Annotated in this window: 16 protein-coding genes; all 16 read left to right on the forward strand. The window is 31.4% G+C overall.

Annotated elements, in window-relative coordinates:
* The first annotated feature begins 18 nt into the window (after window positions 1–18).
* The 16 genes from LQ682_RS09305 (at window position 19) to LQ682_RS09380 (ending at window position 12829) form a co-directional block, all read left to right on the forward strand.
* The gene (locus LQ682_RS09305) at window positions 19–288 is read left to right on the forward strand and encodes an IreB family regulatory phosphoprotein (RefSeq protein ID WP_016998515.1); all 270 of its coding nucleotides are present in this window, start codon (window positions 19–21) and stop codon (window positions 286–288) included.
* A complete protein-coding gene (gene ruvX / locus LQ682_RS09310; protein ID WP_016998516.1) occupies window positions 281–709 on the forward strand; it encodes a Holliday junction resolvase RuvX in 429 nt (142 codons plus the stop codon). Before LQ682_RS09305 ends, ruvX begins: the two co-directional genes overlap by 8 nt.
* A 22-nt stretch (window positions 710–731) precedes the next feature.
* Window positions 732–1037 (forward strand): DUF1292 domain-containing protein, encoded by a 306-nt coding sequence (locus LQ682_RS09315; RefSeq protein ID WP_239724146.1) that lies wholly within the window; start codon window positions 732–734, stop codon window positions 1035–1037.
* An 84-nt stretch (window positions 1038–1121) separates the two neighbouring features.
* Window positions 1122–2237 carry an endolytic transglycosylase MltG gene (mltG, locus tag LQ682_RS09320; RefSeq protein ID WP_147640724.1) on the forward strand — a complete coding sequence of 372 codons (1116 nt, stop codon included), beginning with the start codon at window positions 1122–1124 and terminating at the stop codon, window positions 2235–2237.
* 190 nt (window positions 2238–2427) lie between these two features.
* Window positions 2428–3072: an O-methyltransferase gene (locus tag LQ682_RS09325; protein WP_064204508.1), complete on the forward strand. Its 645-nt coding sequence runs from the start codon at window positions 2428–2430 to the stop codon at window positions 3070–3072.
* A complete protein-coding gene (locus LQ682_RS09330) occupies window positions 3069–3992 on the forward strand; it encodes a peptidase U32 family protein (protein WP_103268853.1) in 924 nt (307 codons plus the stop codon). Before LQ682_RS09325 ends, LQ682_RS09330 begins: the two co-directional genes overlap by 4 nt.
* A 23-nt stretch (window positions 3993–4015) precedes the next feature.
* Entirely contained in the window at window positions 4016–5284 is a 1269-nt protein-coding gene (locus tag LQ682_RS09335; protein ID WP_239724148.1) for a peptidase U32 family protein, read from the forward strand.
* Window positions 5284–5907, forward strand: coding sequence for a uridine kinase (gene udk / locus LQ682_RS09340; RefSeq protein WP_016998522.1), 624 nt, complete (start codon window positions 5284–5286; stop codon window positions 5905–5907). The genes LQ682_RS09335 and udk overlap by 1 nt, the downstream gene beginning before the upstream one ends.
* A gap of 29 nt (window positions 5908–5936) precedes the next feature.
* A complete protein-coding gene (gene greA / locus LQ682_RS09345; RefSeq protein WP_016998523.1) occupies window positions 5937–6413 on the forward strand; it encodes a transcription elongation factor GreA in 477 nt (158 codons plus the stop codon).
* A 146-nt stretch (window positions 6414–6559) separates the two neighbouring features.
* Complete coding sequence (gene pxpB / locus LQ682_RS09350) at window positions 6560–7285, forward strand: 5-oxoprolinase subunit PxpB (RefSeq protein WP_103268852.1); 726 nt, start codon at window positions 6560–6562, stop codon at window positions 7283–7285.
* Window positions 7282–8283 carry a 5-oxoprolinase subunit C family protein gene (locus tag LQ682_RS09355; RefSeq protein ID WP_103268851.1) on the forward strand — a complete coding sequence of 334 codons (1002 nt, stop codon included), beginning with the start codon at window positions 7282–7284 and terminating at the stop codon, window positions 8281–8283. Before pxpB ends, LQ682_RS09355 begins: the two co-directional genes overlap by 4 nt.
* A 2-nt stretch (window positions 8284–8285) precedes the next feature.
* The gene (locus LQ682_RS09360) at window positions 8286–8696 is read left to right on the forward strand and encodes an acetyl-CoA carboxylase biotin carboxyl carrier protein (RefSeq protein ID WP_064211028.1); all 411 of its coding nucleotides are present in this window, start codon (window positions 8286–8288) and stop codon (window positions 8694–8696) included.
* Between the two features lie 15 nt (window positions 8697–8711).
* Window positions 8712–10052 (forward strand): acetyl-CoA carboxylase biotin carboxylase subunit, encoded by a 1341-nt coding sequence (locus LQ682_RS09365; RefSeq protein ID WP_239724149.1) that lies wholly within the window; start codon window positions 8712–8714, stop codon window positions 10050–10052.
* A gap of 14 nt (window positions 10053–10066) precedes the next feature.
* Window positions 10067–10822 (forward strand): 5-oxoprolinase subunit PxpA, encoded by a 756-nt coding sequence (gene pxpA / locus LQ682_RS09370; protein WP_016998531.1) that lies wholly within the window; start codon window positions 10067–10069, stop codon window positions 10820–10822.
* Window positions 10823–10833: 11 nt separating this feature from the next.
* Entirely contained in the window at window positions 10834–12072 is a 1239-nt protein-coding gene (locus LQ682_RS09375; protein WP_016998532.1) for an NRAMP family divalent metal transporter, read from the forward strand.
* A 67-nt stretch (window positions 12073–12139) separates the two neighbouring features.
* Window positions 12140–12829 carry a 5'-methylthioadenosine/adenosylhomocysteine nucleosidase gene (locus tag LQ682_RS09380; RefSeq protein WP_103268849.1) on the forward strand — a complete coding sequence of 230 codons (690 nt, stop codon included), beginning with the start codon at window positions 12140–12142 and terminating at the stop codon, window positions 12827–12829.
* The last annotated feature ends 125 nt before the right edge of the window (window positions 12830–12954 follow it).

The following is a 12954-nucleotide window of genomic DNA, read 5'->3' on the forward strand; positions in this document are numbered from 1 at the left end:
TAAGGAGTGTAAAAAAAGATGAATAATTTTGATAAAACAATGAAATTTAATTATGATGAATTTCCAAAAGAAGATGTCAAAACAGTACTACAAAATGTTTATCGCACTTTAGAAGAAAGAGGATATAATCCAGTAAATCAAATTGTTGGATATTTACTTTCTGGTGATCCTGCGTATATCCCTAGACACAATGAAGCTAGAAATCAAATAAGACGCTTAGACAGAGATGATATAATGGAAGAACTAGTATCAACTTATTTAAAGCAAGAAAATGAATTCAATGCTTAACAAGAGGATAATTGGTTTAGACGTTGGAAGTAAGACTATAGGTGTAGCTGTAAGTGACGCTATGGGATGGACAGCTCAAGGTATCGATACACTCCAAATTAACGAAGAAACAGAAGATTTTGGCTTTGATGAATTAATCAAAATTATAGATCAATATGATGTTGACACTGTCATTATTGGATTGCCTAAGAATATGAATAATTCAATCGGCCCACGTGGTGAAGCTTCCATCTACTTTAAAGAATTATTAGAGAAGAAAAGACCTGATTTGAAGTTGAAATTGTGGGATGAAAGATTAAGTACTGTCGGCGCTGAACGAACATTACTTGAAGCGGACGTATCTCGTAAAAAAAGAAAAAAAGTAATAGATAAAATGGCTGCAGTATTTATATTACAAGGTTATTTGGATTCTATTAAATAACGCATACAGAGGAGAATTAATAATGAGTGAACAAAATCATGAAGGACATTTAGAAATTAATAACGAAGAGGAATTACTAACTTTAATCGATGAGAATAAGAACGAAGTTCTTTATCGTAAAGTGTTAGAATTCTACCATCCTGAATTCAAAAAAGAATATATCATCTTAGCAGAAGAAGGTTCGGATCAAGACGAAGAAATTGAACTGATTCCAATGATTAATGAAGCTAATGATGACGGTGAAGGCGGGAAATTATTACCAGTTGAAACAGATGAAGAGTGGGATATGATTGAAGAAATCGTAAACACTGAAATGGATGATATCTAAACTTCACTTGTAATAGTACACTTTGTCCCTAATGTGATATAATCATTAGGGACAATTTATTTATCTAAGGAGTAAAAGTGGCTTATGAAGAAAAATAGTATTTATAAAGATGCAAGGTTGTTATCTAAGTATATAAGTTTAACGATTTTAGTCATCCTTTTCTTATTATTTATACTAACAGTTTTAATAGGGTTAATTGTTGCAGGAGTAAATACGAGACCAGTAAATGCTGACAGCAATGAAAAAATTATCATAACTGTTAATCCAAATACTACGACTGAAACGTTAAGTCACCAACTTGCAGATAAAAATATTATAAGAAACGCTACGACATTCAAATATTATTTAAAATTAAATAATATTTCTAGCTTTCAAGCAGGTGAATATAAGTTTTCGCCATCTATGACGCTCAAAGAAATAGCGAAAAGTTTAGAATCTGGTAAAGTTTATTTAAAAACTGCAGTTCAATTTGAAATAAAAGAAGGTTCTACAATTGAACTAATAGCGGGAGTAGTAGAAGAGAACACTTCAATATCAAGAGAAACTTTTAAGAAGAAAATGCGGGATAGAGACTACATAAAGAAATTCCAAAAAAAATATCCTGACATGTTAACTGACGAGATAATGAATAAAGATATTAGATATCCTTTAGAAGGGTATTTAGCTCCGAATACATATCAATATTCAGAAAGTGATGTATCATTAGATGATATTATAGATGAAATGTTGAAGAATACTTATGACACTACATTTAAGAAATATAAAGACAATGGTGCTTTTAAGATAACAAAAAACTACCAAGAAACTGAAATTACATTCCATGAATGTATGACATTATCTTCAATAGTTGAGTCGGAAATGAAGAAGATAACTGACAAATCAAGATATATTTCGTTATTAATAAACAGAATAGAAAATAACCCGCAAAGTGCTTTAGATTCTGACGCGACTGTTAGATATGCAGTTAGAAAAGAACCAAATGAGGATTTGTCAGAAAGTGACTTTAATAATGACTCCAAATATAACTCTTATACACACAAGGGTATTCCAATTGGACCAATAAGCAATATTTCTGAAGAAACAGCTAGTACAACAATTAATCCACCAGATACGGATTACTATTATTTTACAAAAAACAATAGTGGTAAAGTATTATTCTCATCTAGTTTAAAAGAACAAAAAGAAAACCAATCTAAATAAAATATTAAAGCAAGAACGCTGAAACTGATTATAAGCGTTCTTGTTTTAAATTTACTCTTACTATTTATGTCATTATGTGATAAAATATCTAATGTTTATAAAACCATATAAATAAATGAGTGAGACATACTAACTAGTTATATAAACTAGTTGGGTTTTTTATTATATTCAAGTGTAAGGAAGTCATGACATGGATAAAGATATAGAGTATATTGAACAATTGTTATTTCAAAACTCATCTCAAATTGATGATTTGAGACCGTATGCTGCTCAACATAATGTCCCAATTATGGATAAGATATCGACCGAATTTGTAAAACAAATTATTAGAATAAAAGAAGCTAAAAATATTTTAGAAATTGGTACAGCTATTGGATATAGTGCAATGCATTTCGCTTCATGTCATAACGATATTAAAGTTTGGACTATTGAAAGAAATGAAGAAATGTATGAGCTAGCTGCTCGCAATATAAAACAATATGGTTTTGAAAATCAAGTTCATCCCATTTTCGCTGATGCTTTAAAAGCAGAAAAATTCATTCCAAATGAAATTAAATTTGATATGATATTTATTGATGCAGCTAAGGCTCAATCACAAAAGTTTTTCGAGCTATATGAGCCATTTTTAAAAAATGATGGGGTCATTATTACTGATAATATTTTATATCATGGATTTGTAAGTGATATCGATATTGTTAGAAGTAGAAATGTAAGACAAATGGTTAAAAAAGTTAAAAATTATAATGAGTGGTTAATAAATCGCAAAGACTATAAGACAACTTTAATGAACGTAGGAGATGGCATAGCTATTTCTAAAAAGGAGTTAGAAGTATGACAGAATTACTAGTTACGCCTAAGTCAATCAACCACATTGAGACTTTAATTGAATTAGGTGCAGATGCGTTTGTCATTGGTGAAGAAAAATTTGGCTTAAGACTAGCAGGAGAATTTAAAGAACCCGAATTACGTGAGGCTATTAAAATTATTCATGAACATGGTAAAAAAGCATATGTAGCTGTAAATGCTATTTTTCATAATGAACATATAGCTGATCTAGAAGCATATATTGATTTATTACATGAATTAAACGTTGACCGCATTATTTTTGGAGATCCTGCAGTATTGATGGCAGTAAAAGAACAAGAGAACCCAATACCTTTAAATTGGAATGCTGAAACTATTGTCACAAATCATTTCCAATGTAATTATTGGGGAGAACGCGGTGCTAATAGAGCAGTTCTTGCACGTGAACTAAGCATAGAAGAAGTAATCGAAATAAAGAAAAACAGCAATGTGGAAATAGAAGTGCAAGTTCATGGAATGACATGTATGTTCCAATCTAAACGTAAACTGCTAGGTAATTACTTTATGTATCAAGATAAAGTAATGAAGATAGAAAACAGAGAAGAAAATAAAGATATGCTATTGTATGATGAAGAACGAAGTAATAAATATCCAATTTATGAAGATAGCAATGGTACGCATATTATGAGTCCTAATGATATTTGTTTAATTGAAGATTTAGAAGAGCTATTAGAAGCAAATATTGACAGTTTAAAAATTGATGGTGTTTTACAAACAGAAGAATATATAAATGTAGCTACAGAGCAGTATAGACAAGCCATCGATTTATATTACGAAGACCCAGAATTGTATGAAGATGAAAAATTTATGTTATTAGAGCCTATTGAAGATGTTCAAAAAGATCATCGTCCAATGGATCAAGGTTTCTTATTTAAACAAACAGTTTACTAAGTTAGATTAAAGGAATGATTAAAATGAAAGTATTAGAACCTATTGGCGCTAGTCGTAAATCAAAATTGAAAAAACCAGAATTACTAGCACCTGCAGGCAATTTAGAAAAATTAAAAATTGCTGTCCATTATGGTGCAGACGCTGTCTTTTTAGGTGGACAAGAATATGGGTTGAGATCTAATGCTGATAATTTCACTATGGAAGAGATAGCTGAAGGTGTTCAGTTTGCTGATAAATATGGTGCTAAAATATACGTTACGACAAACATATTTGCTCATGATGAGAATATTCCAGGCTTGGAAGATTACTTAAAAGGATTAAGTAATACAGGTGCTCATGGCATAATAGTTGCCGATCCACTTATTATTGAAACATGTAAACGTGTTGCGCCTAATTTAGAAATTCATTTAAGTACACAACAGTCATTATCTAATTATCGCGCTGTTCAATATTGGAAAGAAGAAGGCTTAGAAAGAGTCGTGTTAGCTCGTGAAACTAGTGCTGAAGAAATGCGTGAAATGAAAGAAAAAGTAGATATTGAAATAGAAACTTTCATCCACGGTGCTATGTGTATTGCATACTCTGGCAGATGTACATTAAGCAATCATATGACAGCGAGAGACTCAAATAGAGGTGGTTGTTGTCAAAGTTGCCGTTGGGATTATGATTTAATAACAGTTGAAGAAGATGGCGAATTAGAGCCTTATTTTGGCGATGAAGATACAACACCGTTTGCAATGAGTCCAAAAGACTTGAAATTAATCGAATCTATACCTAAAATGATGGACATCGGTATTGATTCTTTAAAAATTGAAGGTCGTATGAAATCTATGCACTATATCGCAACAGTTGTATCCGTTTACAGAAAAGTTGTCGATAGCTACGCTGAAGATCCAGAGAACTTTAAAATTGATCCAGAATGGTTAGTTGAACTTGATAAATGTGCTAATAGAGATACAGCTCCAGCATTCTTTGAAGGTGTCCCTCATTTTGAAGAGCAAATGTTTGGCCGCGAAGCAAATAAAAAAACACCTTTTGATTTTTGTGGTTTAGTGATAGACTATGACCCAGAATCACAAATTGCAACTATTCAACAAAGAAATTATTTTAAGCCTGGTCAGAAAATTGAATTCTTTGGACCTGAAATTGATAATTTCACACAAGTTATTGATAAAATATATGACGAAGATGGCGTGGAATTAGATGCAGCGAGACATCCACTACAAATAATACAAATTAAAGTGGATCATCCAATATACCCAAATAATATGATGAGAAAGGGATTAGTTTGATGGGAAAGACAACAATAATAGGTATTGCAGGGGGTTCTGGTTCAGGGAAAACTTCTGTAACATCCGAGATAATGAAAGATTTAGATGGATATAGTGTTGCTTTAATTGAACAAGATTACTATTATAAAGATCAATCACATATGTCTTTTGAAGATAGGTTGAAGACAAATTATGATCATCCATTTGCTTTCGATAACGAAAGGTTAGTGAATGATTTAAAAAATCTTAAAGAGGGAAATGTAATTGAAGTTCCAACTTATGATTATTCAAATCATACTAGAAGTGATAAGACAATTAGGTTCGAACCTAAAGATGTAATTATACTTGAAGGTATATTCGCTTTAGAAAATGAAGATTTAAGAGATTTGATGGATGTTAAGATTTATGTTGATACTGACGCTGATCTTAGAATACTTCGACGTTTAACGAGAGATATTAAAGAGCGTGGACGTACAATGGATTCAGTAATAGATCAATACCTATCAGTTGTTAGACCTATGCATATTCAATTTATAGAACCTACAAAAAAATATGCAGACATCATTATCCCTGAAGGTGGTAGTAATAAGGTTGCAATAGACATCATGACGACTAAGATTCAATCATTAGTCCAAAATATCTAAATAATTACAAAGTAAAGGAAGATGGAAGAATGGAAACACAAAAAGAATTTCCTATGACACAGGAAGGTTTTGAAAAATTAGAACAAGAATTAGAAGAATTAAAAACAGTTAAACGACCAGAAGTCGTTGAAAAAATAAAAGTTGCTCGTAGCTTTGGTGACTTATCTGAGAACTCAGAATACGATGCAGCAAAAGATGAGCAAGGCTTTATTGAACAAGAAATTCAAAAAATAGAAAATATGATTCGTCACGCTCAAATTATCGAAGATAATGGTGCTAAAAATGAAATTCAAATTGGTAGAACAGTTACTTTTACAGAAATACCAGGCGACGAAGAAGAAAGCTACAAAATAGTAGGTTCAGCTGAAGCAGACCCATTTGAAGGTAAAATTTCTAACGAATCTCCAATTGCTAAAGCATTAATAGGTAAAAAATTAAATCAAGAAGTAAATGTTCCATTACCAAATGGTAATGAAATGAAAGTTAAAATAGTAAAAATAGACTAAATATTTTTACAAAATATAAAAAGGCTGTTTATGCATTTCCATTAAATGTATAAACAGCCTTTTTGTTTTGATTTAATTCATGTTATTATAGTGAAGTATTAATTTAAATAGTCTGATTATTATGGCTAATAAAAAGGGGGGTAAAATTGAATATAAAAGCGATTAGCGAAACACATTTCATGATTTATGATAAAAATGAAATTAATCCTGATGTAAAAGAAAAAATTTCATTTTTAGCTATGCAACTAGAAGAATTAAATCATCCAGGTGTACTAAGTGTTACAACTTCGTATAATTCTATTATGGTTGAGTTTGATGGTTTGAATTTTACATATGAGCAATTGTTAGAAGACTTGAAATTAAACGAAATAGAAAAAACTAAAAAATCATCTAACCAATCTAAAAAGTGCATTACATTACCAGTTGTTTATGGGGAGCAATATGGACCGGACTTAAATGTAGTTGCAGATCATGCAAATATAACAAAAGAGGATGTTATTAATATTCACACTGGTGGGCAATATTTAATATATGCTATAGGATTTTTACCAGGATTTCCATTTTTAGGTGGATTAGACAAGAAAATACATACACCGAGAAAGGAAACACCGAGAAAGAAAATTGCAGCCGGATCTGTTGGGATTGCTAATAACCAAACTGGTTTATACCCTAAAGAATCTCCAGGGGGATGGCAAATTATCGGTAGGACACCTATAGATGTATTTAATTTAAATCGTGATCCAATGATTTTATATGAAGCTGGAGACTATATTTCTTTTGAATCAATAGACGAAGAAACTTATAACAAAATTGAGAAAGAGATATTAGATGGTACGTATGATTATAATCAGTTAGTTGGTGAAGTGAGATGAAAGTAATAAAACCTGGGTTGTTTACAACAGTACAAGATTTAGGTAGGTATAAACATGAAAAAGATGGTTTTTCAGTTGCTGGCGTTATGAATCAATATTTTTATAAATTAGCTACTGCATTGGTAGATAATGAAAATTCAGCTGTGTTAGAAGTTACTTTAAATGGTCCGACATTGAAATTTTCAGAATCAAACATTATTACATTTGTCGCATATGACGCTGAAATATATTTAGATAATTTAACTGTACCGGTAAATACTGCAATTTTTGTAGATAAAGGTCAAGTTTTAAATATTAAGCAAATCACTAAAGGAACAAGAGGATATTTAGCATTTCATAAATTGTTGAATATTGATCCTATTTTAGGTAGTTTATCAACTCATACACGTAGTGGTATAGGTGGGTACAAAGGTAGAACATTAAAGTCTGGTGACACTTTAAGCTTTAAAGATAAAAATTTAAACCACGACGTCATAGGTAATAAGTTTAATGTTGAAGAAGACGAGGAAAAATATATTATACCAATAATAAAAGGATTACAATTCGACCAGTTTACTGATGCTTCAAAAAGGTTATTAACAGAACAAGTTTATAAGATTTCGGATATGTCAGATAGGATGGGCTATCGAATAATCGGAGAATCTAACTTAGAACATCTGGATAGTGCGGATATTATATCTGAACCAATTGCACCTGGTAGCGTCCAAATACCAAGCAATGGCCAACCTATTATTCTTCTAAACGACAGACAAACAATAGGTGGCTACACTAAGATAGCTACAGTTAGTTTCGTGGGCAGAGAAAGATTATCTCAATTAAAGGCAAATGATGAAATAACATTTAAATGGATTTCAGTCGAAGAAGCCAATGAATCATACAAAGAATATTCAAACAAGGTGAAACGTGATTTAGACCTAATAAAGATTAAAAAATTCAAATCATTAGATTTTATTAGACCTAAATCTAAAAAATTAGGACAATTAATAAAGGGGAAATAAAAATGAGTATAGAAAAAGTAGAACAATTAATCAATTTAATGAAAACGAATGATATTCCTTATATGAAATATAAAGAAGAACAGTTTCAAGTTGAATTAGATTTAAATTCTCATAATTCAGAAGTAGTACAACAACCTAAAGAAACAACTAAACAAAATACTAATGAAGAATCTGAACCAAAATCTATAAATGCTGAAATTATTGGTACTTTTTATCTTCAAGATGAAGAAACGTTATCTAATCCATTAGTAAATATAGGAGATAAAGTAAACAAAGGACAAGTAGTAGGATATATAGAATCGATGAAAGTTCTTAATGAAATAACGAGTGATGAAGATGGTGTTATTGAAGAAATACATATTGACCATGGAGAACCAGTTGAATACGGACAAACAATCTTTACATTAAAGTAAAAAAGGGGAATTGTAATGATTAAACGTTTATTAATAGCTAATAGAGGAGAAATTGCTGTTAGAATTATCAGGACTTGTAGGATGATGAACATCACAACCATAGCTATTTATTCAGAAGCAGATAAAGATAGTTTACATGTACAATTAGCAGATGAAGCGTATTGTATTGGACCCAATCAATCTATAGACAGTTATTTGGATATCGAGCGTATTTTAGAAGCATGTAGAATGAGTAAAGCTGAGGCAATACATCCTGGTTATGGCTTTTTATCTGAATCAACTACATTTAGAAAAAGAGTAGACGAAGAAAATCTTATATTTGTAGGTCCAAGTTATAGCACTATGGATTTGATGGGAGATAAAATTAAAGCTAGAGAAACAATGTATAATGCTGATGTACCAATTATTCCAGGATCTATTGGGGAGGTTACAGATGTCGCTGATGCAAAAAACATAGCTAAAGAAATTAATTATCCATTTGTGATTAAAGCTGCCAGCGGTGGTGGTGGTAAAGGTATTCGAATCGTAAATGATGAAACCGAAGTAGAAAAATATTTTAAAGAAGCACAATCTGAAGGTGAAAAATATTTTAATGATAAACGAGTATATATCGAAGCATTTATAGATAAAGCAAGACATGTGGAAGTACAAGTTTTAGGAAGTAAACATAAAGAAGCTGTCCATTTAGGTGAAAGAGATTGTTCTATACAAAGAAAGAACCAAAAATTAATAGAAGAAGCACCTTGTGCGGCCTTAGACAAAGACACACGAGATTCACTACATGAAGATGCTGTAAAAGCTGCATTAGCTTGTGATTATGAAGGGGCAGGAACAATTGAATTTTTATTGACAGATGATGGTTATTATTTCTTAGAAATGAATACAAGAATTCAAGTAGAACATACTGTCACAGAACTATTAACTGATATTGATTTAATTAAACAACAGATATTAATGGTTAATGGTGAACATTTAAAAATCAAACAAGAAGATATTAATTTTAATGGACATGTTATTGAATGTCGAATTAATGCAGAGGATCCTGAGAAGAAATTTAGACCGGCTGCTGGTAAAGTGAATGCGCTTCACTTACCTAATGGATTTAATACAAGAATAGATAGCATGTTATATAATGGCTATGAAATACCGCCTTATTATGATTCATTAGTTGCTAAAATACTTGTTAAAGGGGCTAATCGTCAAGAAGCTATAGAAAAAATGAAAGGTACGCTTGAAGAGACTGTAATAGAAGGATTTCCTACTACATTAGACTTCTTGTATCGAGTCTTAAGTTATCAACCATACATAGACAATGATATAACAATTAAATTCTTACATGAACATAAAATAGTATAAAGGAGATGGGAATCATGCAAGTTGATTTAAATTGTGATTTAGGTGAAAGTTTTGGTAATTATAAATTAGGTGATGATGAGACGATATTACCTTTAATAACTTCAGCAAACGTAGCATGTGGTTTTCACGCAGGTGATCAACATGTTATGAATCAAACAGTTGAAATTGCTAAACAACATAATATTCATATCGGTGCACATCCGGGCTACCAAGATTTAATAGGGTTTGGAAGAAGAAATATTGATGTAACACCGCAAGAAGTATATGATTTGGTTATTTATCAATTAGGTGCACTGTCAGCATTTTGTAAAATACATGATACAAAACTTTATCATGTAAAACCTCATGGCGCTTTGTACCAAATGGGTGCTAGGGATTCAAAGATAGCTGATGCTATTGTTAAGGCTGTAAAAGACTTTGATGACCAGTTATTTCTCGTAGGATTGTCTAACAGTGAACTTATTAAATCTTGTAAGCGTCTTGATCTTAAATATAAAAGTGAAGTTTTTGCTGATAGAGCTTATGAAGACGATGCACAGTTGGTTTCTAGAAAGAAAGAAGGTGCTCTAATAACCGATACACAACAAGCGGTTAATCAAGTATTAAAAATGGTAAAAGAATCGAAAGTAACATCTATAAACGGTAAAGAAATAGATATAGAAGCAGATACAATTTGTGTTCATGGTGATGGTGAACATGCTTTAAATTTTGTAAAAGAAATAATAAAGCAATTTAAATCTGAAGGTATTGAGATTAAAGCGTTAAACTAGGAGGAATGTACATGAAAGAACAAAAGGGGTATGATGATTTAAGCAAGCCATTTGAATATACTAATAAACATCGTAGAATACTATGGGGTGCCGTATTCTTGATGGCCACATCTTCTATTGGCCCAGCATTTTTAACACAAACGGCAGTATTCACAGAACAGTTTATGGCTAGTTTTGCTTTTGCTATTTTAGCATCTATTATTATAGACATAGGTGCTCAAATTAATATATGGCGAGTAATTACAGTAGTCGGTAAAGGCGGCCAAGATATTGCTAATGATGTATTCAAAGGTTTAGGTACATTTATTGCGGTATTAATTGCTATTGGTGGACTTGCATTTAACATTGGTAACGTAGCAGGTGCAGGTCTAGGTTTAAATGCAATTTTTGGTATTGATGTACGGATAGGTGCCGGTATAACTGGTGTATTAGCAATATTAATATTTATTGTTAGAAATGCACAGAAAGTTGTAGATATTATTACACAAATACTAGGTGTTCTAATGATAGCAATTGTTGCTTATGTTATGGTTTTAACAAAACCGCCTGTAATGGAAGCAGCTCAAAAAATGATAGTACCAGATGATATTAATAAGCTGATAGTACCGATTATTACATTAGTTGGTGGTACGGTAGGTGGTTATATTACATTTGCTGGAGCACATAGATTACTCGAGGCCGGTATAACTGGTAAGCATTACATTCCTTTTGTTAACAGAGCTGCAATTTCGGGTATATTAACAACAGGCGTAATGAGAACATTTTTATTTCTAGCTGTTTTAGGTGTTGTAGTCACTGGATTTACACTTAATCCAGATAACCCTCCAGCATCGGTATTTGAACATGTCCTAGGTCCAGTTGGCAAACAAGTTTTTGGAGTTGTATTATTTGCAGCGGCTTTATCGTCAGTTATTGGTTGTGCTTATACAAGTACTACTTTTATACAATCGCTACATCCATCAATTAAAAACCATAAAAACTTAGTAATTATATTATTTATTGTAATTTCTTCTATTATTTTCTTAACGATTGGTAAACCAGTTAAGTTATTAATAATTGCAGGTGCTATGAATGGATTAATATTACCAGTTACTTTAGGAACAATCTTAATAGCGTCTCGTAAAAAGAGTATTGTTGGAGATTATAGACATCCAACTTGGATGCTTGTAATAGGTGTAATAGCTGTATTAACGACATTGATAGCAGGTGTCTTATCTCTACAAGGTCTACAAGATTTATGGAATAATTAAATTTATATCTATAATTAAGTCTATTATGTTAATATATATAAGAATGAACATGATGGAGTGATTTAACATGATAGGTATTATTGGAGCAATGGAAGAAGAAGTTGAAATATTAAAATCCGCTATAGAAAATAAAGAAACAATTAAAAAAGCACATGTTATATTCTATAAAGGACATTTAGAAGGAAAAGAAATAGTTCTTGCACAAAGTGGTATAGGTAAAGTTAATGCAGCAATTACTACCGCTTTAATGATTAATGATTTTAAACCAGATCTAATTATTAACACTGGTTCAGCTGGAGCTATTGATCCTAATTTAAATATAGGTGACATTATTATAAGTAATAAAGTTTACTATCATGATGTAAATGCTACTGCATTTGGGTATAAAATGGGACAAGTTCCTGGCATGCCTGAATCTTATACGACAGAAAATCATTTAATTAAAAGTGCGCGTTCAACAATTGAAGAATTAGAATTAAACGGAGTTGTTGGAGAAGTTGCAACAGCTGATAGTTTTATTGGTTCTTTAGAACAAAGAAGAGTAATAAAAGAAACATTCCCTACAGCTAGTGTCGTTGAAATGGAAGCTGGCGCTATTGCGCAAACTTGTTATCAATATGAAGTTCCGATTATAGTAACAAGAGCAGTTTCAGATTTAGCTGATAAAGAATCAGATGTGACTTTTGATGAATTCTTAAAAGTTGCTTGCGTGAACTCAAGTAAAATTGTAAAATTATTATTAAATAGAGTGGCATAAGGAGGCAGTAAAATGTTAATATTAATGGCTATCGCTGTCATTGCTACAGCACTTGTTGGATTTGTAATTTATGCGAATACAGATGTTGAAAAATCTTCTGACCGTGAAATTACAGAATAATATTG

This window comes from Mammaliicoccus sp. A-M4, assembly GCF_022386955.1.
In the GTDB taxonomy this organism is placed as follows: Bacteria; Bacillota; Bacilli; order Staphylococcales; family Staphylococcaceae; genus Mammaliicoccus; species Mammaliicoccus lentus.